The organism is Celeribacter halophilus (assembly GCF_018860305.1).
Taxonomy (GTDB): domain Bacteria; phylum Pseudomonadota; class Alphaproteobacteria; order Rhodobacterales; family Rhodobacteraceae; genus Celeribacter; species Celeribacter halophilus_A.
Map to the genome: position 1 here is coordinate 1 of NZ_JAHKPE010000019.1, position 20,740 is coordinate 20,740.

General features: G+C 57.3%; 33 protein-coding genes. 27 read left to right on the forward strand and 6 right to left on the reverse strand.

Annotated features, from left to right (window positions below):
• From KO492_RS04265 to KO492_RS04315, 11 genes are all read left to right on the forward strand, one after another.
• Positions 1 to 764: elongation factor Tu (locus tag KO492_RS04265; RefSeq protein ID WP_216043834.1), on the forward strand; the 764-nt coding region annotated here is incomplete at its 5' end.
• Positions 765 to 1,082: 318 nt separating this feature from the next.
• Complete coding sequence (gene rpsJ / locus KO492_RS04270; RefSeq protein WP_066607445.1) at positions 1,083 to 1,391, forward strand: 30S ribosomal protein S10; 309 nt, start codon at positions 1,083 to 1,085, stop codon at positions 1,389 to 1,391.
• Positions 1,392 to 1,409: 18 nt separating this feature from the next.
• Positions 1,410 to 2,144 (forward strand): 50S ribosomal protein L3, encoded by a 735-nt coding sequence (gene rplC, locus KO492_RS04275; RefSeq protein WP_170845893.1) that lies wholly within the window; start codon positions 1,410 to 1,412, stop codon positions 2,142 to 2,144.
• Positions 2,141 to 2,737 (forward strand): 50S ribosomal protein L4, encoded by a 597-nt coding sequence (gene rplD, locus KO492_RS04280; protein WP_066607449.1) that lies wholly within the window; start codon positions 2,141 to 2,143, stop codon positions 2,735 to 2,737. The genes rplC and rplD overlap by 4 nt, the downstream gene beginning before the upstream one ends.
• Complete coding sequence (locus tag KO492_RS04285) at positions 2,734 to 3,030, forward strand: 50S ribosomal protein L23 (RefSeq protein ID WP_066607452.1); 297 nt, start codon at positions 2,734 to 2,736, stop codon at positions 3,028 to 3,030. Before rplD ends, KO492_RS04285 begins: the two co-directional genes overlap by 4 nt.
• A gap of 398 nt (positions 3,031 to 3,428) precedes the next feature.
• A complete protein-coding gene (gene rplB / locus KO492_RS04290) occupies positions 3,429 to 4,271 on the forward strand; it encodes a 50S ribosomal protein L2 (protein ID WP_066608561.1) in 843 nt (280 codons plus the stop codon).
• A 3-nt stretch (positions 4,272 to 4,274) separates the two neighbouring features.
• Complete coding sequence (gene rpsS, locus KO492_RS04295; RefSeq protein ID WP_066608563.1) at positions 4,275 to 4,553, forward strand: 30S ribosomal protein S19; 279 nt, start codon at positions 4,275 to 4,277, stop codon at positions 4,551 to 4,553.
• Positions 4,554 to 4,556: 3 nt separating this feature from the next.
• Positions 4,557 to 4,937, forward strand: a complete 381-nt coding sequence (gene rplV / locus KO492_RS04300) for a 50S ribosomal protein L22 (protein ID WP_066608564.1) — start codon at positions 4,557 to 4,559, stop codon at positions 4,935 to 4,937.
• Complete coding sequence (gene rpsC / locus KO492_RS04305; RefSeq protein WP_066608566.1) at positions 4,937 to 5,644, forward strand: 30S ribosomal protein S3; 708 nt, start codon at positions 4,937 to 4,939, stop codon at positions 5,642 to 5,644. Before rplV ends, rpsC begins: the two co-directional genes overlap by 1 nt.
• A gap of 13 nt (positions 5,645 to 5,657) precedes the next feature.
• Positions 5,658 to 6,071 (forward strand): 50S ribosomal protein L16, encoded by a 414-nt coding sequence (gene rplP, locus KO492_RS04310; RefSeq protein WP_216043835.1) that lies wholly within the window; start codon positions 5,658 to 5,660, stop codon positions 6,069 to 6,071.
• Positions 6,072 to 6,280: 209 nt separating this feature from the next.
• Entirely contained in the window at positions 6,281 to 7,045 is a 765-nt protein-coding gene (locus KO492_RS04315; RefSeq protein ID WP_216043836.1) for an ion transporter, read from the forward strand.
• A 28-nt stretch (positions 7,046 to 7,073) separates the two neighbouring features.
• Here KO492_RS04315 and KO492_RS04320 read toward each other — a convergent pair whose 3' ends face one another.
• Entirely contained in the window at positions 7,074 to 7,697 is a 624-nt protein-coding gene (locus KO492_RS04320) for a TIGR02466 family protein (protein WP_216043837.1), read from the reverse strand.
• A gap of 137 nt (positions 7,698 to 7,834) precedes the next feature.
• Between KO492_RS04320 and KO492_RS04325 the strand changes: the two genes are divergently transcribed.
• The 15 genes from KO492_RS04325 to KO492_RS18760 all read left to right on the forward strand — a co-directional run bounded on the left by KO492_RS04325 (position 7,835) and on the right by KO492_RS18760 (position 13,969).
• Entirely contained in the window at positions 7,835 to 8,320 is a 486-nt protein-coding gene (locus KO492_RS04325; RefSeq protein WP_216043838.1) for a bacterioferritin, read from the forward strand.
• A 118-nt stretch (positions 8,321 to 8,438) separates the two neighbouring features.
• Positions 8,439 to 8,789, forward strand: a complete 351-nt coding sequence (locus KO492_RS04330) for a hypothetical protein (RefSeq protein ID WP_216043839.1) — start codon at positions 8,439 to 8,441, stop codon at positions 8,787 to 8,789.
• A gap of 182 nt (positions 8,790 to 8,971) precedes the next feature.
• A complete protein-coding gene (gene rpmC / locus KO492_RS04335) occupies positions 8,972 to 9,172 on the forward strand; it encodes a 50S ribosomal protein L29 (protein WP_066608599.1) in 201 nt (66 codons plus the stop codon).
• Between the two features lie 12 nt (positions 9,173 to 9,184).
• Positions 9,185 to 9,412 carry a 30S ribosomal protein S17 gene (gene rpsQ, locus KO492_RS04340; RefSeq protein WP_066608601.1) on the forward strand — a complete coding sequence of 76 codons (228 nt, stop codon included), beginning with the start codon at positions 9,185 to 9,187 and terminating at the stop codon, positions 9,410 to 9,412.
• An 89-nt stretch (positions 9,413 to 9,501) separates the two neighbouring features.
• Complete coding sequence (rplN, locus tag KO492_RS04345; protein WP_009574016.1) at positions 9,502 to 9,870, forward strand: 50S ribosomal protein L14; 369 nt, start codon at positions 9,502 to 9,504, stop codon at positions 9,868 to 9,870.
• A complete protein-coding gene (gene rplX / locus KO492_RS04350) occupies positions 9,870 to 10,175 on the forward strand; it encodes a 50S ribosomal protein L24 (RefSeq protein ID WP_066608603.1) in 306 nt (101 codons plus the stop codon). Before rplN ends, rplX begins: the two co-directional genes overlap by 1 nt.
• Positions 10,175 to 10,738 (forward strand): 50S ribosomal protein L5, encoded by a 564-nt coding sequence (rplE, locus tag KO492_RS04355; protein WP_216043840.1) that lies wholly within the window; start codon positions 10,175 to 10,177, stop codon positions 10,736 to 10,738. Before rplX ends, rplE begins: the two co-directional genes overlap by 1 nt.
• Before the next feature lie 22 nt (positions 10,739 to 10,760).
• Entirely contained in the window at positions 10,761 to 11,066 is a 306-nt protein-coding gene (gene rpsN / locus KO492_RS04360; protein ID WP_066608612.1) for a 30S ribosomal protein S14, read from the forward strand.
• A 13-nt stretch (positions 11,067 to 11,079) separates the two neighbouring features.
• The gene (rpsH, locus tag KO492_RS04365; protein WP_066608614.1) at positions 11,080 to 11,472 is read left to right on the forward strand and encodes a 30S ribosomal protein S8; all 393 of its coding nucleotides are present in this window, start codon (positions 11,080 to 11,082) and stop codon (positions 11,470 to 11,472) included.
• 12 nt (positions 11,473 to 11,484) lie between these two features.
• Positions 11,485 to 12,018, forward strand: a complete 534-nt coding sequence (rplF, locus tag KO492_RS04370) for a 50S ribosomal protein L6 (protein WP_216043841.1) — start codon at positions 11,485 to 11,487, stop codon at positions 12,016 to 12,018.
• Between the two features lie 11 nt (positions 12,019 to 12,029).
• Positions 12,030 to 12,389: a 50S ribosomal protein L18 gene (gene rplR, locus KO492_RS04375; RefSeq protein WP_216043842.1), complete on the forward strand. Its 360-nt coding sequence runs from the start codon at positions 12,030 to 12,032 to the stop codon at positions 12,387 to 12,389.
• A gap of 128 nt (positions 12,390 to 12,517) precedes the next feature.
• Positions 12,518 to 13,075, forward strand: a complete 558-nt coding sequence (gene rpsE / locus KO492_RS04380) for a 30S ribosomal protein S5 (RefSeq protein ID WP_066608623.1) — start codon at positions 12,518 to 12,520, stop codon at positions 13,073 to 13,075.
• 12 nt (positions 13,076 to 13,087) lie between these two features.
• Positions 13,088 to 13,276, forward strand: coding sequence for a 50S ribosomal protein L30 (rpmD, locus tag KO492_RS04385; protein WP_066608627.1), 189 nt, complete (start codon positions 13,088 to 13,090; stop codon positions 13,274 to 13,276).
• Between the two features lie 305 nt (positions 13,277 to 13,581).
• Positions 13,582 to 13,800 carry a DUF1127 domain-containing protein gene (locus KO492_RS04390; protein WP_216043843.1) on the forward strand — a complete coding sequence of 73 codons (219 nt, stop codon included), beginning with the start codon at positions 13,582 to 13,584 and terminating at the stop codon, positions 13,798 to 13,800.
• A 40-nt stretch (positions 13,801 to 13,840) separates the two neighbouring features.
• Positions 13,841 to 13,969, forward strand: coding sequence for a hypothetical protein (locus KO492_RS18760; protein WP_289847566.1), 129 nt, complete (start codon positions 13,841 to 13,843; stop codon positions 13,967 to 13,969).
• 131 nt (positions 13,970 to 14,100) lie between these two features.
• Here KO492_RS18760 and KO492_RS04395 read toward each other — a convergent pair whose 3' ends face one another.
• From KO492_RS04395 to KO492_RS04415, 5 genes are all read right to left on the reverse strand, one after another.
• Positions 14,101 to 15,099: an endonuclease/exonuclease/phosphatase family protein gene (locus KO492_RS04395; protein ID WP_216043844.1), complete on the reverse strand. Its 999-nt coding sequence runs from the start codon at positions 15,097 to 15,099 to the stop codon at positions 14,101 to 14,103.
• Complete coding sequence (locus tag KO492_RS04400; protein ID WP_216043845.1) at positions 15,096 to 16,187, reverse strand: ABC transporter ATP-binding protein; 1,092 nt, start codon at positions 16,185 to 16,187, stop codon at positions 15,096 to 15,098. The genes KO492_RS04395 and KO492_RS04400 overlap by 4 nt, the downstream gene beginning before the upstream one ends.
• 11 nt (positions 16,188 to 16,198) lie before the next feature.
• Positions 16,199 to 17,092, reverse strand: a complete 894-nt coding sequence (locus tag KO492_RS04405; protein WP_216043846.1) for an ABC transporter permease subunit — start codon at positions 17,090 to 17,092, stop codon at positions 16,199 to 16,201.
• A 9-nt stretch (positions 17,093 to 17,101) separates the two neighbouring features.
• A complete protein-coding gene (locus KO492_RS04410) occupies positions 17,102 to 17,983 on the reverse strand; it encodes an ABC transporter permease subunit (protein WP_066608636.1) in 882 nt (293 codons plus the stop codon).
• Between the two features lie 68 nt (positions 17,984 to 18,051).
• Positions 18,052 to 19,356 carry an extracellular solute-binding protein gene (locus tag KO492_RS04415; RefSeq protein WP_216043847.1) on the reverse strand — a complete coding sequence of 435 codons (1,305 nt, stop codon included), beginning with the start codon at positions 19,354 to 19,356 and terminating at the stop codon, positions 18,052 to 18,054.
• A 466-nt stretch (positions 19,357 to 19,822) separates the two neighbouring features.
• On the opposite strand from KO492_RS04415, the gene KO492_RS04420 reads away from it, so the two are divergent.
• Entirely contained in the window at positions 19,823 to 20,737 is a 915-nt protein-coding gene (locus KO492_RS04420; protein WP_216043848.1) for an isopenicillin N synthase family dioxygenase, read from the forward strand.
• Positions 20,738 to 20,740 lie beyond the last annotated feature (3 nt).

Below are 20,740 nucleotides of genomic sequence, written 5' to 3' on the forward strand. Positions count from 1 at the left end.
ACGAAGAGCTTCTCGAACTCGTTGAAATGGAAGTTCGTGAACTTCTGTCCGAATACGACTTCCCGGGCGACGATATTCCGATCATCGCAGGGTCCGCTCTGGCCGCTATGGAAGGCCGCGATCCTGAAATCGGCGAGAACAAGATCCGCGAACTGATGGAAGCTGTCGACGCTTACATCCCCGAGCCCGAGCGTGCGATTGACCAGCCGTTCCTGATGCCGATCGAGGACGTGTTCTCGATTTCCGGTCGCGGGACTGTTGTGACCGGTCGTGTCGAGCGCGGTGTGATCAACGTGGGTGACGAGATCGAAATCGTTGGTATCAAAGACACCACGAAAACCACCTGTACCGGCGTTGAAATGTTCCGCAAACTGCTTGACCGCGGTGAAGCAGGCGACAACATCGGCGCGCTTCTGCGTGGTGTGGACCGTGAAGGTGTTGAGCGCGGTCAGGTTCTGTGTAAGCCGGGCTCCGTGAACCCGCACACCAAGTTCGAATCCGAGGTCTACATCCTGACCAAGGAAGAGGGTGGCCGTCACACGCCGTTCTTCGCGAACTATCGTCCGCAGTTCTACTTCCGGACCACCGACGTGACCGGCACCGTTGAGCTTCCGGAAGGTACGGAAATGGTTATGCCCGGTGACAACCTGAAATTCGCGGTTGAGCTGATTGCTCCGATCGCTATGGAAGAAGGTCTCCGCTTCGCTATCCGCGAAGGCGGCCGCACCGTTGGTTCGGGCGTTGTGTCCAAAATCATCGAATAATCAGCCTCGCTGATTAAGAGACGGAAGGGCCTCACGAAAGTGGGGCCCTTTTTGTTGGCAATCCATCTTGGGACGAAGGTCTGTGAACTGAAACATCTTCGTGGATGTGCCGGTTTAAAACGTGCGAGTTGCACAAACACTCTTGCCACATCCTCCAATCCCATCTATATCGCGCGAATTCGTCGCGAGGCGAGTGTTGGTGTAGGGATTCGGTATAGGTCTTTGACCTTGGGTCAACCGCACCAAAAGGTTCGACGAGGGTGTGCGATGCGCGTGCATCTTCCTCTCAACCTCAATAAGCCTAAGAAAGGCAATGCAATGCAAAGCCAGAACATCCGTATTCGGCTGAAGGCATTTGATTTCCGCGTGCTCGACGCGTCGACACAGGAAATCGTCAACACGGCAAAGCGCACTGGCGCTCAGGTCCGTGGCCCGATCCCGCTGCCGAACAAGATTGAGAAGTTTACGGTTCTCCGTGGTCCTCACATCGATAAGAAATCCCGCGATCAGTTCGAGATCCGTACGCACAAGCGTCTTCTCGACATCGTTGACCCGACCCCCCAGACCGTGGACGCGCTGATGAAGCTCGACCTCGCCGCTGGTGTGGATGTCGAGATCAAAGTCTAAGGGGGGGCAATAGATATGTTGCGCTCTGGCGTTATCGCGAAGAAGGTCGGCATGACCCGCCTCTTCATGGAAGACGGGAAGCAGATTCCCGTGACCGTTCTTCAACTCGAAAACTTGCAAGTGGTTGCCCAACGTACCACCGAGAAAGACGGCTATACCGCTGTTCAGCTCGGCGCGGGCAACGCAAAAGCAAAACGCACCTCGCAAGCCATGCGCGGTCACTTCGCTGCGGCCAATGTCGCACCGAAGCGCAAAGTGGCTGAATTCCGCGTGGACGAAGACAAGCTGATCGAAGTGGGCGCGGAAATCTCCGCTGACCACTACCTCGAAGGTCAGTATGTTGACGTTTCCGGCACATCTATCGGTAAAGGTTTTGCCGGTGCCATGAAACGCCACAACTTCGGCGGTTTGCGTGCAACGCACGGTGTGTCCATCTCCCACCGTTCCCACGGTTCCACCGGTCAGTGTCAAGACCCGGGTCGTGTGTTCAAAGGGAAAAAGATGGCCGGTCACATGGGTGCTGCCCGTGTTACCACCCAAAACCTTCAGGTTGTCCGTACGGATGCCGACCGTGGCTTGATCATGGTCAAAGGCGCTGTTCCGGGCTCCAAAGGCGGCTGGGTCACCATCAAAGACGCTGTGAAGAAAGCGGCTCCTGCCGATCTTCCCCTTCCGGCCGCTCTGAAATCCGCTGCCACCGAAGCAACTGCGGCACCTGCCGAAGAAGCTCCGGCAGAAGGAGGTGAAGCATGACTTTCAACGTGATCAAACTGGACCTCGACGAGGCTCTTTTCGGTCTTGAGCCGCGTGCAGACATCCTGCACCGTGTGGTTCGCTGGCAGCGTAACAACGCGCAGCAAGGCACGCACAAGGTCAAGACCCGCTCGGAAGTGTCCTACTCCACCAAAAAGATCTATCGCCAAAAAGGCACCGGCGGCGCACGCCACGGTTCCCGCAAGGCACCGATCTTCCGTAAAGGTGGTATCTACAAAGGCCCGACCCCGCGTTCCCATGGCCACGAGCTGACGAAGAAATTCCGCAAGCTTGGTCTGAAGCACGCACTCTCCGCGAAAGCGGCCTCTGGCAATCTCGTGGTTGTGGAAGATGCGAAACTCGCAGAAGCCAAAACCGCATTGCTGGCGAAAGCTGTCAAAGAGCAGGGCTGGAAGCGCGTTCTGGTGATCGATGGTGCTGACGTTGATGCGAACTTCAAAGCTGCGGCTGCGAACCTCGCCAACGTTGACGTGCTGCCGACCATTGGCGCCAACGTCTATGACATCCTGAAACGTGACACGCTCGTGATCACCAAAGCAGGGGTCGAAGCTCTGGAGGCTCGCCTGAAATGACCAACAAAGCTGAACTCTACGACGTGATCCGCAAGCCGATCATCACCGAGAAAGCCACGCTGGCTTCTGAAAACGGTGCTGTGGTTTTTGAAGTCGCCATCGACTCCAACAAGCCGCAGATCAAAAAAGCGATTGAAGAGCTTTTTGGTGTGAAGGTGAAAGCGGTCAACACGGTTGTCACCAAAGGTAAGACCAAGCGTTTCCGCGGTCAGCCCGGCAAGCGTAAAGACGTCAAGAAAGCCTACGTCACGCTCGAAGAAGGTAACTCGATCGACGTGACCACCGGTCTCTGAGACTCTCGGAACTGGTAGAGATGAAGAAGCCCTCCACGAAAGTGGGGGGCTTTCGTTTGTTGGAAGTTTCTGCGGCCATATTGAGGGAACTTGTCTGGTGCGCAGGTCGTTTCTACGGCCTGTCTGGCGATCTGTTGTAGGTACATCATAGGGAAAGCGCGCTTCGCACTTGTGCGCATATCTTCACCGCGAAAGTCACCCATAGTGGATTATTTCCTCTCCGCTATAGACTCCACTCCCAACTCCCCCTATACACCGCCCATCTCACGGCCCCGGATTCGTTCTTGGGGCCCGTGATTTGTGTGGGACGAGGGTCACCAAGCCCCCGGCCTTAGACGAAAACGGGTCGTAGCGAACCGCTACATCACATGACCCAAAGCAAACGGAAGACAGAAACTATGGCACTTAAGTCGTACAAACCGACGACGCCTGGCCAACGTGGGTTGGTTCTGATCGACCGTTCGGAGCTTTGGAAAGGGCGTCCGGTCAAATCTCTCACCGAGGGTTTGACCAAGAATGGCGGCCGGAACAACACCGGACGGATCACGATGCGTCGCAAAGGCGGCGGGGCAAAACGTCTCTATCGTGTTGTCGATTTCAAACGGAACAAGTTTGACGTCGCAGCGACCGTGGAACGGATCGAATATGACCCGAACCGCACCGCGTTTATCGCGCTTATCAAATATGAAGACGGCGAACAGGCTTACATCCTGGCTCCGCAGCGTCTGGCAGTTGGCGACAAGGTTGTTGCTTCTTCCAAGGCTGACGTGAAGCCCGGCAACGCTATGCCGTTCTCCGGTCTGCCGATTGGTACCATCGTGCACAACGTCGAGCTCAAGCCCGGCAAAGGCGGCCAGATCGCCCGTGCAGCAGGGACCTACGCCCAATTCGTTGGTCGTGACGGTGGCTACGCCCAGATCCGCCTTTCTTCTGGCGAACTGCGCCTCGTGCGTCAGGAATGCATGTGCACCGTTGGTGCCGTGTCCAACCCTGACAACTCCAACCAGAACTTCGGTAAAGCCGGTCGTAACCGCCACAAGGGCATCCGCCCCTCCGTGCGTGGTGTTGTTATGAACCCGATCGATCACCCCCACGGTGGTGGTGAAGGCCGGACCTCTGGTGGTCGTCACCCGGTTACGCCCTGGGGCAAGCCGACCAAAGGCGCAAAAACGCGCAACAAGAACAAGGCGTCCAGCAAGCTTATTATCCGCTCGCGTCACGCCAAGAAGAAGGGTCGCTAAGATATGGCACGTTCTGTCTGGAAAGGCCCGTTTGTGGACGCATACGTCCTCAAGAAGGCCGAAAAAGCTCGCGAGAGCGGTCGCAACGAGGTCATCAAGATCTGGTCCCGCCGCTCCACCATCCTGCCGCAGTTCGTTGGTCTCACCTTTGGTGTGTACAACGGTCACAAGCATATCCCCGTCAACGTCTCGGAAGACATGATCGGTCAGAAGTTCGGTGAATATGCACCGACTCGGACCTACTACGGTCACGCCGCAGACAAGAAAGCGAAACGGAAGTAAGTCATGGGTAAGGTAGCAAATCCCCGTCGCGTGGCTGACAACGAAGCAATGGCGAAAACCAAAATGCTTCGCGTTTCGCCGCAGAAACTGAACCTCGTGGCTCAGATGATCCGTGGTAAGAAAGTGGACAAGGCCCTTACGGACCTCACTTTCTCCAACAAACGTATCGCTGCAGACGTCAAGAAATGTCTGCAAAGTGCGATTGCCAATGCCGAGAACAACCACGGTCTCGACGTCGATGAACTCATCGTCGCCGAAGCTTGGGTTGGCAAAAACCTCACCATGAAGCGCGGTCGCCCGCGTGCCCGTGGTCGTTTTGGCAAGATCATGAAGCCGTTCGCGGAAATCACCATCAAGGTGCGTCAAGTTGAGGAGCAAAACTAATGGGTCATAAGGTTAACCCGATTGGCATGCGTCTCCAGGTCAACCGCACCTGGGATAGCCGCTGGTACGCCGACAGCAAGGATTACGGTGATCTTCTTCTCGAAGACATCAAGATCCGTGATTTCATCAAGGAAGAATGCAAGCAAGCCGGCATCAGCCGTGTGATCATCGAGCGCCCGCACAAGAAGTGCCGCGTTACGATCCACACTGCACGTCCGGGTGTCATCATCGGCAAGAAAGGCGCAGACATCGAAACCCTGCGCAAGAAAATCGCCACGATGACCGACTCCGAGCTGCACCTCAACATCGTTGAAGTGCGCAAGCCGGAGCTTGACGCCCAACTCGTTGCCGAGTCCATCGCGCAGCAGCTTGAGCGCCGTGTGTCCTTCCGTCGTGCCATGAAACGCTCCGTGCAAAACGCCATGCGTATGGGTGCCCTTGGCATCCGCGTGAACGTTGCCGGTCGTCTCGGTGGTGCCGAAATCGCGCGTACCGAATGGTATCGCGAAGGCCGTGTGCCGCTTCACACCCTGCGGGCTGATATCGATTACGCCCACTCGGAAGCGACAACCGCCTACGGCATCATTGGCATCAAATGCTGGATCTTCAAAGGCGAGATCATGGAACACGATCCGCAGGCTCGTGACCGTCGCGCCGAAGAAGCTCAAGCTGGTCCGGCGCCTCGCGGCGACCGCGGCCGTCGCTAAGGAGATCTGAGACATGCTTCAGCCAAAGCGTACAAAATTCCGCAAAATGCACAAAGGCCGTATTCACGGTCAGGCAAAAGGTGGTTCCGATCTGACTTTCGGCACATTCGGCCTCAAAGCCGTTGAGCCCGAGCGTATCACTGCGCGTCAGATCGAAGCTGCACGTCGTGCCATGACGCGTCACATGAAGCGTCAGGGCCGTGTCTGGATCCGCATTTTCCCCGACACCCCTGTGACCGCGAAACCGGTCGAGGTGCGTATGGGTAAAGGTAAAGGCTCTGTTGACCGTTGGGTCTGCAAAGTCAAACCGGGCCGCGTGATGTTCGAACTCGACGGTGTTTCGGAAGATGTTGCTCGTGAGGCTCTGCGCCTTGCTGCAATGAAACTTCCGATCAAAACCCGCACCGTGGTTCGCGAAGACTGGTAAGACGTGCTTTCCGCGAGAGTGGAGTGTCACGGGTCTTTCTTGCTTTTCTTTGAAAGGCGATGAAAAAAACACCAGAGCAAATATAGAAACCCCCGCCAAGCAGTTGGTGGGGGTTTTTCTTTCTGCATATGCAAAGAGAGCCGGTTCAGGGCTTTAAGCTGCCCGCCCACTCCACTATCTCTACGGCGAACTGACCCATAGAGGCCAAGATGCGCACACAGATTTCCGATTTCCTTGACCGTCCCGTGACGCGTCACTTCATTATGGGAGTGATCCTGTTCAACGCTGTGATCCTCGGCCTTGAAACTTCCGGCAAGGTCATGGCGCGGGCAGGGTGGTTGATCGAGACGCTCGACATGATTTGCCTGAGCATCTTTGTTCTGGAGCTGCTCGCCAAAATCTATGCGCAGGGGCCACGGTTTTTCCGCGACGGCTGGAACCTCTTTGACTTTGCCATTGTGGGGATTTCGCTCTCGCCGGTGGGGGAGGGGCTCTCCGTGCTCCGTGCCCTGCGTATCTTGCGGCTTTTGCGCGTGGTCTCGGTTCTGCCGAGCCTGCGTCGGGTGGTCGAAGCCTTCATCCTCGCGCTGCCTGGCATGGCCTCTGTCTTTCTGTTGACGGGGATTATCTTTTACATCGGCTCGGTGATCGCAACGAAACTCTACGGCCCGACCTTCCCCGAATGGTTCGGAACGCTGGGCGCGTCCCTCTACACGCTCTTTCAGGTTATGACGTTGGAAAGCTGGTCGATGGGGATCGTGCGTCCGGTGATGGAGGTCCATCCGCAATCATGGCTGTTCTTTGTGCCCTTCATCCTGATTACGGCCTTCGCAGTGATGAACCTTGTTGTCGGTCTTATCGTCTCGACCATGCAGGATGCCCATGCCGAAGAAGAAAACGCCGCCACGGGGGATTACCGTGACGACGTGTTGGCGCGTTTGGAGCGGATCGAGCGGGCTTTGGAGCGGCGTTGAGACCGTTCCGGCCCGTGATTGCGGGCCGTTACTCGCCCCACTTGTAGTTAAAGCTGACCGAGACCCGATCGAATTCGGACTGGTTCATCATGACCTCGTGGCGCAGCCAGCTTTCCCACAGCAGGATGTCCCCCGCTTCTGGTGCCACATAGATGAAGTTCTGCATCTCGCGGCGCGCGTCCTTGATGCGGGCAGGCGCGGCCATCATCATGGCGTGGCGCGGATCTTCGAGGCGCAGGCTGGAGGCCCCGTCCGGCATGGCCACATAGGTTGTGCCGGAGATCACGGAATGGGGGTGGATATGGGCGGAGTGATAGCCGCCTTCGGGCAGGATGTTGATCCAGAGATCTTCGAGCACCAGCTTGCGCCCGCCCAGATCGAACTGCAAATCCTCGGCGAATTTGGCGACGTGCTGGTCGAGGCTTTCAACGATGTCCTTGAAGATCGGAAAGCGCCACGGCAGGTCGGTGAGTGAAGCGTAGGAGGTGTAACCGGGATAGCCCTTGTCCTCGCACCATTTCTGGCCGGCCTCGTCATCTTCGGCAATGGCATAGCAGCTGTCGAACAACTCGTCCTGATCGACCTCGGGGGAGAATTCACCGAGTTTGGCTTTGTAAAGACGGGTGACGAAAAGGGATTCGATATCGGCCATGTTGCTCTCCGCTGAATAAGGGGGAGGCACTGGAGTGCCCTTTTGCCACATCGCATGTGCGCAGAAAAAGCGCAATCTCGGGATGAAATTTTCACTCGCAGCCCCATGTATAAAGTAAATGAACAGGAGGCCACACCATGACCAATGAAACCACGCTGAAGAACCTCAACACCGCACTCCAGATGGAGTTGAGCGCCGCGCACCAGTATCAGTTGCACGCCCATGTGCTTGACGACTGGGGGCTGGACAAGCTGGCCGACCAGATGCGCGAGGAGTTTGAGGAAGAGACCGGTCACTCGAACTTGTTCCTTGAGCGGATGTTCGAGTTGGGCGGAGAGCCGGAAATGGCATTTGCCACCACGCCGAAAGTCGCCAAGTCGCTGCAAGACATGTTCAACATGGATCTCGCTGACGAGAAAGAGGCCACCGAATTCTACACCAAGGCGGCGAAAGCGGCTTATGAGGCGGGTGATCTCAAGACGAAGAGATTGTTCGAGACCATCGCGATTGACGAGGTGGGGCATCAGAACTGGCTGGAATTGCAACTGAGTCTGATCGAACGGATCGGGGAACAGAATTACGCTTCGAAATATGTCTCTGCCGGTGAGGCGGAAGAGGAATAAGCGCACGCCTTCTGGTTTGATCGCCCTTTGATACATTGTGAGACCCCGTGCCTTGGCGCGGGGTTTTGCTGATAAAGATGTGATGCGGTATAGGGTGCTGGTATGTTAAGGTGAGGTCATGAAATATATTGCTGTTATTCTCCTCGCTGCTTCTCCGCTTGCCGCCGACCCTCCCGTGATTGAAGAGGTCAACGTCACTCGTTCGGGAGAGGCGTGGCGCTTTGATGTCACGCTCTCGCATCCCGATACGGGGTGGGACCATTATGCCGATGGATGGCGGGTGCTGGATATGGACGGGACCGAACTGGGCCACCGTGTCCTCGCTCATCCGCATGTCCATGAGCAGCCCTTCACACGATCCTTGTCCGGTGTGGACATTCCCGACGGCGTGACCGAAGTGCAGATCGAGGCCCGCGATACGCTTGAGGGCTGGGCGGGGACATATTATCCGGTGCAATTGCCGAATTAACCGGTGTTTGCACGGGCGCGGGCATTCTGGCCCTTGCCAGCACGGCAATACCCCCTTATAGGAACGCATCTCGCAGATTCCCCGTCAGGGGATTCGTGTGCTTTGACATAACCCACCGGACTGAATGTCACCCCTAAAAAGGGCGCATTCCGGTGCTAACAGGAACCAAGGAGAGGCGAATTATGAACGCCCAAGAACTGCGTGCCAAAACGCCGGACGAGCTCAAGACCGAGCTTGCCAACCTGAAGAAAGAATCCTTCAACCTGCGCTTTCAGCAGGCCACGGGTCAGCTCGAAAATACCGCTCAGATCCGCAAAGCGCGCCGTGCGGCCGCTCGTGTGAAAACCATTCTGAACGAAAAAGCTGCATCTGCAGCCGAATAAGGAGCGACACCTATGCCGAAGCGTATTCTTTCCGGGGTCGTAACCTCGAACCAAAACGAACAAACTGTTACCGTGTCTGTTGAACGTCGTTTCAAACACCCGGTTCTGAAAAAGACCATCCGTAAGTCCAAGAAATACCGGGCTCACGATGAGAACAACCAATTCAACGTCGGTGACACCGTCCGCATCGTGGAATGTGCTCCGAAGTCGAAAACCAAGCGTTGGGAAGTGCTCGTTTAATCTGTGATTGAACAAGCCTCCTCCCAGCTTAATCGAAACCCTGGGGATCACGATCGCTGCAGGTCGCCCCAAAGGTCGGGAGAAACCGAATGATCCAGATGCAGACCAATCTGGATGTAGCTGACAACAGCGGCGCTCGCCGTGTTCAGTGCATCAAGGTCCTCGGCGGTTCACACCGTCGTTATGCCTCCGTGGGCGACATCATTGTGGTGTCGGTCAAGGAAGCAATTCCGCGTGGCCGTGTGAAAAAAGGGGACGTCCGCAAGGCCGTCGTCGTTCGCACCGCCAAAGAAGTCCGTCGTGAAGACGGGACAGCGATCCGTTTTGATCGCAACGCGGCCGTTATCCTCAACAACAACAACGAGCCGGTCGGTACCCGTATCTTCGGGCCGGTGGTTCGTGAGCTTCGCGCGAAGAACTTCATGAAGATCATCTCGCTCGCTCCGGAGGTGCTCTAATGGCTGCTAAGTTGAAAAAAGGCGACAAGGTCGTCGTGCTTGCCGGCAAAGACAAAGGCAAACAGGGTGAAATCACCACTGTGCTGCCCGCCAAAGGCAAAGCCATTGTGGAAGGCGTGAACATCGCCATCCGTCACGTGCGTGCAACGCAGGGCGATCAGGGTGGCCGCAAGCCGGTAGCTCTTCCGATCGATCTGTCGAACCTCGCGCTTCTCGACGCCAACGGCAAAGCCACCCGCGTCGGCTTCAAATTCGAAGGCGACAAAAAGGTGCGTTACGCCAAAACTACGGGAGACGTGATCTGATGCTCGATACCACCGATTACACCCCGCGTCTGAAGGCCGCATACAAGGACAGCATTCGTGCCGCTCTCAAAGAAGAGTTCGGTTACAAAAACGACATGCAGATCCCGCGTCTGGACAAAATCGTTCTCAACATCGGTTGCGGTGCTGAAGCTGTGCGTGATTCCAAAAAAGCGAAATCCGCTCAGGAAGATCTCTCGGCCATCGCCGGTCAAAAGGCACTCACCACGAAAGCCAAGAAATCCATCGCTGGTTTCCGCGTTCGTGAAGATATGCCGCTTGGCGCGAAAGTCACTCTTCGTGGCGACCGTATGTATGAATTCCTCGACCGTCTGATCACGATCGCTATGCCCCGCATCCGCGACTTCCGCGGTGTTTCCGGCAAATCTTTCGACGGCCGTGGCAACTACGCCATGGGCATCAAAGAGCATATCGTGTTCCCCGAGATCAACTTCGACCAAGTGGACGAAGTCTGGGGTATGGACATTGTCATCGCCACAACGGCGAAAACCGATGCTGAAGCAAAGAGCCTGTTGAAAGCTTTCAACATGCCTTTCAACAGCTGATCGCGCGAGGAGTTTAGAGAACATGGCTAAGAAATCCATGATCGCCCGTGAGCGCAAGCGCGAGAAGCTGGTGGCCAAATACGCCGCCAAGCGCGCTGCTCTCAAAGAGATCATCTATGATCAAGAGAAGCCGATGGAAGAGCGTTTCCGCGCTTCCCTGAAGCTTGCTGAACTGCCGCGCAACAGCTCGGCTACACGTCTTCACAACCGTTGTCAGCTGACCGGTCGTCCTCACGCTTACTACCGTAAGCTGAAGGTCTCCCGGATCATGCTGCGGGAACTTGGCTCCTTCGGCCAGATCCCCGGTCTGGTGAAATCGAGCTGGTAAGGGAGCACAGATAATGAACGATCCTATCGGCGATATGCTCACCCGTATCCGCAACGCTCAAATGCGTGGCAAATCCACTGTCTCTACCCCGGCTTCCAAGCTGCGGGCATGGGTCCTGGATGTGCTGCTCGATGAGGGTTACATCCGCGGTTACGAAAAAGGCACCGATTCCAAAGGCCATCCGAGCCTTGAAATCAGCCTCAAATACTTCGAAGGCACTCCGGTCATTCGCGAATTGCAACGGGTCTCCAAACCTGGCCGTCGCGTATACCTCGGTGTCAAGGACATCCCGTCGGTCCGTCAGGGCCTCGGTGTGTCGATTGTCTCCACCCCGAAAGGTGTGATGTCGGACGCAAACGCTCGTGCCAACAATGTTGGTGGCGAAGTGCTTTGCACCGTCTTCTAAGGAGGTCTTTCGATGTCTCGTATTGGTAAACGACCGGTCGACCTGCCCAGCGGCGTAACTGCTTCTGTGTCCGGCCAGACCATCGAAGTGAAGGGCCCGAAAGGCTCTCACTCCTTCACCGCCTCGGACGATGTGACCCTCGCTGTCGAAGACAACGTGATCACCGTCACTCCGCGTGGCAAATCCAAGCGTGCCCGCCAGCAATGGGGCATGTCCCGCACTATGATCGGTAACATGGTTACCGGCGTGACCGACGGCTTCAAGAAAGAGCTGGAGATCAACGGTGTTGGTTATCGTGCCCAGATGCAGGGCAACACGCTTAAACTCAACCTGGGTTACTCCCACGAGGTGAACTTCGAGGTTCCCGCAGGCGTCACTGTGACAGCTGCGAAACCGACCGAGATCACTGTCGAGGGCACCGACCCGCAACTCGTCGGCCAAGTCGCGGCAAACATCCGCGAATGGCGCAAGCCCGAGCCCTACAAAGGCAAAGGTATCAAATACAAAGACGAGTATATCTTCCGCAAGGAAGGCAAGAAGAAGTAAGGACGCTCATCATGGCAAACAGCAAACGTACCCTGTTTCTGAAACGCCGCTTGCGCGTTCGGAACAAGCTTCGCAAGAACAATGTCGGCAAGCTTCGCCTGTCGATCCATCGTTCGAACAAGAACATCAGCGCTCAGCTGATCGACGACGTTCAGGGCAAAACCATCGCCGCCGCCTCCACTCTGGAGAAGGATTTCGGCATGGTTGGCAAGAACAACGTCGAAGCCGCGACCAAAATTGGCGCAGCGATTGCAGAGCGCGCGAAGAAAGCCGGTGTCGAAGAATGTTACTTCGACCGTGGTGGCTTCCTCTTCCACGGCAAGGTGAAGGCTCTCGCCGACGCTGCCCGTGAAGGTGGTCTGAAGTTCTAAGACTTGAGGAAGGGGGCCGGAAGGTCCCCTTCCCGATGATCCGGGACTGTCCTTTCGGGCGGCCACTTGGATCGAGTTAAACGGCGCCCCCACATGGGCCATGCGCCACCTGTTCAAAGGAAAGTTCTATGGCAGAACGTGATAACCGTCGGGGTCGCGATCGCGACGAAAACCCGGAATTCTCTGATCGTCTGGTCGCGATCAACCGTGTGTCCAAAACCGTAAAAGGTGGTAAGCGCTTCGGCTTTGCTGCTCTCGTGGTTGTGGGCGACCAAAAAGGCCGCGTCGGCTTCGGTAAAGGTAAAGCGAAAGAGGTCCCTGAGGCCATTCGTAAAGCCACCGAACAAGCCAAGCGCCAGATGATCCGCGTTGCTCTCAAAGAGGGCCGCACCCTGCACCACGACGTCGAAGGTCGTCACGGTGCCGGTAAAGTCGTCATGCGCACCGCACCGCAAGGTACTGGTATCATCGCCGGTGGTCCGATGCGTGCTGTGTTCGAAATGCTTGGTGTTCAGGACGTGGTTGCCAAATCTATTGGCTCGCAAAACCCGTATAACATGATCCGCGCAACGCTGGACGGTCTCAAGAAAGAGGCTTCCCCGCGTACCGTGGCTCAGCGCCGTGGCAAAAAAGTCGCCGAAATCCTCAAAAAGGATGAACCGGCCACTGAAACCGCTGACGCGTAAGGAGACTGAGACATGGCTAAAACCATCGTTGTGAAACAGATCGGCTCCCCGATCCGTCGCCCGGCCAAACAGCGCCAGACCCTTATCGGTCTCGGCCTGAACAAGATGCACAAAACCCGTGAGCTGGAAGATACGCCTTCCATCCGCGGCATGGTTGCATCCATCCCGCACCTCGTCGAAATCGTCGAGGAACGCGGCTGAGCGCAGCCCACGTTTATCGTGAGTTTACAATTTGAAACGCCCCGCCGGAGACAGCGGGGCGTTTTCTTTTGTCGTTTGGTTTCTGTGTGTTGACGGACGTTTCGGCAGGGTGAATTGCACATCTGGAAAGCAGTTAGGTTCAAAAAAAGAGCAGTTTTAAAACTGCATGCATTTTGTGCATACCGGAGTCTCGCAAACTGGGGGATGTCATAGGGGCTGGTCCCCACTACATGAGCCTCACTCCTAAAGAGAACCCAGAAACACAGATTCGCGGGGCATGGGGCCCCGAGACAAAGGAACATAAAATGGCACATTACACCGATATCTCCCGCACTGCTGGCACCGGCCTCATTTCCGTTGTGCGCAACATGTTTGAAGGCATCCGTCTGAGCTTTGCCCGTCAACGTGCGTTCACGACCACCTACAACCAGCTTGATGCGCTTTCGGATCACGAACTGGCAGACATCGGTCTTTCCCGCGGTGACATTCTCGACATCGCACGCGAAACCGCAGCGCGCATCTGAGCCTGCGACCAGACACGTACAAGTGACAGAGGATCCGACCATGCCACGCGCCGCCGCCTTCCCGCTCTTTCCGCGCCCCTTCGCAGCACTCTCCCGCGCATTGAAAGCTCTGAGTGCCCATGAGCCGGTGCCTTGCTGGACCGAGTATCTGCGCAGCACGCGCAATTGAAGCGGACCGCGAGCCGAGCGCTCGGATTCTCTGGACATGACACACACCCCGCAGGAGACTGCGGGGTGTTTTGTTTGTAGGGAAAGAGGGGAGGGCCTCGACTTTGATCGGGGCCGAAATGTTGGTTCAGGTTAAAGAGACACCTTCGCCCAAACGCAATCATGATCGGCCAAAGGGCGACCGTTCTTGTCGATGGAGGAGAGCACGCCTTTATCGAGGCACTGCATGTCACGCGCGGCGATCCAGTCGAGCTTCATCTCGCGATCAGGATGCGGGGTGATGAGAGATGGGCGCGTGGTCATGCCCTCTGCGGTGAAGCTCCAGTCATATCCGCGGCTCTCGCCCTGTGCGAACAGCGTTTCATCTCGGTGATCGAAATCGGGCGGGATATGGTTGCCGGTATTGAGATCCCCGCCGATCAACACAGGCATATCGGGCGCGAAATCGTCCAGCGCGTCGAGGAGGATCTCGAACTGCCTATGACGATGCGCCGGATTGGCATTGCTTTCCAGATGGGTCGAGACCACGCAGATGTCTCCCTGCGTCGAGGGCAGGACAGCGGCAATCGCCATGCGTCCGCCAAGGCGGGGTTGGTCAGGGTCGGCGGCGCCGTTGTCCGAGGCGAACCAATGACCATGATCGTCGAGACGGATCAGCGTCACCTTGTCGAGCGGCACGTTCGAGAGCACCGCATTGCCGTGCCATCCCAGCGCGTTGAAATCATCCGTGCAATAGGCGCGTTCAGTCGGGCCGCCCAGATCCATCTCGAAAAACTCGACACCGTAGGCGTAACGCATCCCGAGCGCTCCGGCGACCTCTTCAGTGGTGTGGCGCTGGCCGGTGCGGGCCATGCCGTGATCGACCTCGGAGAGCAGCACCACATCAGCGGAGAGTTGCGCGAGGTGCTCTGCGCTGTCTTGCGGGAACAGGCAGCGTTCGACATTCCATGCGGCGACGGTGAACTCGGATGGCAGGCTGTCCTGTGAGGCTGCACCGCCAAGCTGCACCGCGTTCATCGCGAGAACATCGGCCATCATGGCGCGATGGGCCTCTGCCGTGCGAGGCGCGGACAGGAGGGCCTTGCGTTGGGAGGCGGTGACCTTGGGCAACGTGTCGAGAAGCGAGATCATGAGGCGACACTTTCGGTCTGTGTGCGCGGCTGTGTGGCCATCTGCGCGTCCATGCGTTTGCCGGTCTCGGGATGGAACAGGCGCAGGCGGTCGGGATGACAGGACAGGCGCAGTGGGCCTGTGTGTGCTTTGATCTCTTTGGTCAGGTGCACCGTCAGGCTCTGACCGTCGACCATGCCATGCAAAAGGCGATGCGCACCCAGTTCTTCGACCAGTTCGACCTCCATATGCAGCGGGCCGTCGGGGTCAATGACGAGGTCTTCCGGTCGCACGCCCATCGTGACTGGTCCACGATGATCCGCGTGCACAGGCAGGGAGAGACCCGCGAAGCTCAAATGCCCGCTGTCCAGTTCGCCTGCCACAAGGTTCATCGGCGGCGCGCCCATGAAAGAGGCCACAAAGGTCGAGGCGGGATTGTGGTAGATTTCCGCAGGCGTGCCGATCTGTTCGATCTTGCCGCTGTTGAGCACGATGATCCGGTCTGCCATGGTCATGGCTTCGACCTGATCGTGGGTGACGTAGACCGAGGTCACACCCAGACGCCGTTGCAAGGCTTTGATCTCGATCCGCATCTGGTTGCGCAGTTTGGCATCAAGGTTCGACAGCGGCTCGTCAAAGAGAAACAGCGCCGGATCGCGCACAATGGCGCGGCCCATTGCGACACGTTGGCGCTGGCCACCGGATAGTTGCGCGGGTTTGCGGTCGAGATATTCGGTGAGGTTGAGCATCTTTGCCGCCTCATCGACCTTTTGCGCGATGATGTCTTTGGGCGTTTTTCGGTTCTTGAGGCCGTAGGCGATGTTTTTGCGCACGGTCATATGCGGGTAGAGCGCGTAGTTCTGGAACACCATTGCAATGTCCCGATCCGCCGGATCAAGCGTGTTGACCACACGATCCCCGATCGAGAGCGCCCCGTCGGTGATGTCTTCCAACCCTGCGATCATGCGCAAGAGCGTGGACTTGCCACAGCCGGAGGGGCCGACAAGCACCACAAATTCGCCATCGGGAATGTTGAAAGAGGCGGGAGAGACGGCCTCGACGCCATTGGGGTAGATTTTGCGGACAGAGTCCAACGTAACCTGAGCCATTGATTTAGTCCTTATTTGTCGGATTCCGTGAGGCCCTTGACGAACCAGCTCTGGAAAAAGATGACGACAGCCACGGGCGGGATCACGGAGATGATCGCCAGAACGTTCGCGCGTCCGTATTGCGGGATTTCATTGCCTTCGAGCACCTGAACGATCTGCTTGATGCCGCGCACCAGCGTGTACATGTCCTCTTCGGTGGTGATCATCGTGGGCCAGAGATACTGGTTCCAGCCATAGACAAACATGATGATGAACATCGCCGCGATCATGGTTTGCGAGAGCGGCACGAGAATATCGATGAAGAATTTCACCGGCCCCGCGCCGTCGATGCGGGCGGCTTCTACAAGCTCTTCGGGCACGGAGCGGAAGAACTGGCGGAAAAAGAAGGTTGCGGTGGCCGATGCGATTAGCGGGACGATTAACCCCGTGTAGGTGTTGAGCAGGCCGAGTTTCTGGGTGATTTCGTAAGACGGCAGAATGCGGACCTCAAGCGGCAGCAAAAGCGTCGTGAAGATCAGCCAGAAGGCCAGTGTCGCAAAGCGCAGACGGAAATAGACAATCGCATAGGCGGCCATCATGCCAATGACGATCTTGCCAAAGGCAAAGCCGAGCCCGAGGATCAGAGAGTTCTTGAGCATCGACAGGCCGGTGTTGGCCCCTGAAAAGCCTGATGCTTCGAACATCGCCTTGCGGAAATTGTCGTCAAGCTGGTCGCCGAAATAGAGCCCCGGCCCGTTCTTCATCGTTTCGAGGTCCGGGGTGGAGGCGGTTTGTAGCAATACCAGAAGCGGCAGAAGCATAAAGAGCGAGCCGGCAATCAGGATGGCGTGGTCGGCTATGAGCGACCAGCGGATGCGGCGGCGGGTTGGGGCCGGAACGGCCACGGAAGAGGTGATATCAGCCATTGTCCTGCCTCATGTATAATGGATGCGTCGTTCGACCATGCGGAACTGGAACACGGTCAGAGCCAGAACCAGCACCATCAGGATCACGGATTGCGCCGAAGAGCCGCCGAGATCATTGCCGCGGAACCCGTCGACATAGACCTTGTAGACGAGGGTCATCGGATTGTTGCTCGGCTCGCCGCGCACGACCGTGTCGATCACGCCGAAAGTGTCAAAGAGCGCATAGGTGATGTTGATGATCAAAAGGAAAAATCCGGTCGGCGCGAGCAGCGGAAAGGTCACGTCCCAGAACCGGCCGGAGGCGGAGCGGTTGTCGATCAACGCGGCCTCGCGCACGGCTTTCGGGATGGCCTGAAGCCCCGAGAGGAAAAAGATGAAATTTACCGGCACTTGTTTCCAGATCGAGATCATGATCATGGCAAAGGCGGTGTCGGAGTAGTCCGCCCCCATCTCGAACTCCCAACCAAAATGGCCGAACAGCTCCATGAGTGGCCCCCAGCGCTGGTTGAACAGGAGAAGCCCCATGAACCCCGCCACGGGAGGCGCCACCGCGTAGACCCACATCAGAAGCGTGCGATAGGTCTTGGCCCCGCGCAGCACGTTGTCGGCCTTGACCGCGAGCAAAAGCGCCAGCGCCAGCGAGAAGAACGTGACCAGAACGGTGAACAGCACGGTGAAATTGGCGACCTTGAGATATTCGGAGGAATCGAACAGCGAGGTGTAATTTTCCAGCCCCACAAAGGTCTGGCCGAACCCGAAGGGGTCTTGCAGGAAAAAGGAGGATTTCAGTGCATAGACAGCGGGCCAATAGAAGAAAACGGCGATGATCGTCAGCTGGGGTACCAGCAGCAGGATCGGCAGCCAGCGCGAGTCGAAACCGGCACGTTTCATGGGGGAACCTTTCTGGAAAGCCGACGGCCGCAAAACTGCGGCCGCCGGATGTGTCGTTGAAAAGGGGGTTAGCCTTGTGTTTTGGCGAAGCGGGCGAGAAGGGCGTTGCCTTCTTTCTCGATGGTCGCCAGAGCGTCTTCGACGGTGGTTTCGCCGGACAGGACACGGGACAATTCGCGGTTTTCCACGTCACGGATCTGAACGTAGAAGCCCATGCGATAGCCTTTGGTGTTGTCGCCAGTTTGCAGCATCAACTGTTTCGGGCCGGTTTCGGCGGCGGGAAAACGGTCGTAGTGACCATCGGCCTTGGCCAGCTCATAAGCCGCGGTCGTCACCGGAACGTAACCGGTTTCCTTGTGCCACATATATTGGACTTCTGCCGAGGTCAGGTAGCGGAAGAATTCGGCCGTGGCCTTGTTCTCTTCTGCGGATTTGCCAGCCATAGCGAAGAGCGATGCGCCACCGATGAAGGTCTGGTAGCCCTCCGGCGTGATGCTTTCCCAATAGGGCAGGTAGGTGGAGGCCCATTCGAACGGCAGGTCTTTGGCAGTCAGACCACCGAAGTCACCCGAAGAACCGATATACATGGCGGCATTGCCGGCTTCGAACTGCGCCTGATTGTCGGACCAGCCGGTGCCGAAAAAGCCGAAATAGCCGTCGTCGAGCCATTCCTTGACCTTGGTGAAGTGCATTTTCATCTCATCGGAGTTGATAAGAATCTCGGTGCCTTCTGCGCCGTCATAGCCGTTGTTGTTGGTTGCGAACGGCAGGTTGTGGCGGGAGTGGAAGTTCTCCACCATTTCCCAAGGCAGGTGCGTCTGCACGAGCGGGATGTAACCGGCGTCTTTGAGTTTCGGCGCGATGGCTTCGAACTCTTCATAGGTGCGCGGCGCTTCGACACCGGCTTTTTCCAGAGCGTCGGCGTTGTAATACATCACCGGCGAGGAGGAGTTGAACGGCATGCCGATCATCTTGCCATCGGTGTCCGCGTAGAAATAGCGCACGCCCGCAATGTAGTCTTCGATGTCGAAATCGACGCCATTCTCTGAGAGCAGATCCTGCACCGGAACAGTGGCACCCTTGGCCCCGATCACAGTGGCAGAGCCCGCATCGAACACTTGCATGATGTTCGGCTGTTCACCGGCACGGAAAGCGGCGATGCCGGAGGTCAGGGTTTCTTCGTAGGAGCCTTTGAACACAGGCGTGATTTTGTATTCGTCTTGGGAGGCGTTGAAACCTTCGGCGATTTTGTTGACGGTTTCGCCGAGGTTGCCGCCCATAGCGTGCCACCATGTGATTTCGGTTTCCGCAAAAGCGGCACCGCCCAAAAGGGCGAAAGCCGTTGCGGCGGCTGTGAATTTGGTCGTGTTCATCACACTGTCTCCGGTTTGAGCCCGCGTCGGGGCTTATTCATCCGTTTCGCGCCACACCCGTTGGGCGGCGCTCCGATCCTTCCCCCTTCAGGAGAGACACAGAGCCAACAGCCCGAAAAACCTCCGGCCTGCATGGCTTTGCACAGGTGTTCGCCTACGCGCGTTTTGTGATGGTTCTGTGAACCTTTTTTATCGGTATTGAAAAATTTGCCTGCTGCGGAACCGCGATAGGCTGGCGAATGCGCGCGATTGTGAAAGCGCTTTGGAGCAAAATGCTTCCGCATCGAAACTGATCATATGGCTCTGAAACTGCACGGGGTTTCAGCACAGCCCCGATTTCCGATGGTTCACCTATAGGTTGTGGAATGGGAGAGACGGCGGGGATGTATCGTGGAAGGACCGGTTGATCGGTCTGCGGATCAGCGGGCCGGAGGAGGGCGCAGACACTGCATTTGAAAGACGACATATGATACAGATATTGAATTACAGAGACTTTATATCAGGTAAGAACCCTGACGGATTTGCCGCAGAACTCGGGTCGGCTTGTCGTCGGGAAGGTGTCTGCCTTCTGTCGGACCATGGTATCCCCCGCGGGCTGCTTCGGGATGTGCTGGGTGAGGCCAATGCCTTTTTCGCGCTGCCCGAGGCGGAGAAGGCCCCGCTGGACATTCGTCATTCGAATTGCAATCGCGGTTGGGCCGGTCCGGGCGTCGAGCGCGCAGGCGGTCAGGGCGGTGTTCCTCTGCGCAAGGAGAGCTTCAGCATCGGCCTAGACCTGCGTCCCGACGATCCGCGTGTTCTGGCCGGAGAGCCGTTCCGTGCGCCGAACCTCTGGCCCGAAGACGAGCTGTTCCGCGATGTGATGCGCGACTACTATAAGGAAATGCTGGGCCTCGGACGCGGCCTCATGCGGGCGGTGGAGCGTGACCTTGATATGCCGCAAGGGTTTTTCCAGCCGCATTTTTCCGAACCGATGGCAACTCTGCGCCTGTCTCATACGCCAAGTGACCCCGCCGCGCCGGATCAGCCCTTGTCCGAAGTGCCGCAATTCGACTACGGCGCTTTGACCATCGTGCTGACCGATGGCGTGGGCGGGATTCAGTTTCGCAGCCGTTCGGGTGAGTGGCAGGATATTCCGGAAGAACCCGACACAGTGATGGTGATGGTCGGAGAGGTGCTTATGCGCTGGACCAACGGTCTCTACCGCGCTGCGCCGCACCGGCTCTTGCCGCCCGCCGAACCGCGCACATTGGCGGCATTCTACCTCGACCCGAACCCCGATAGCGTGGTTGCGCCTCTGCCCAACATGACGGGCCAGCAATACCCGCCCGTGCGGGCGGCGGACTACCTGCGGGCGCGGCTTGATGACACATATGCCTGAAAC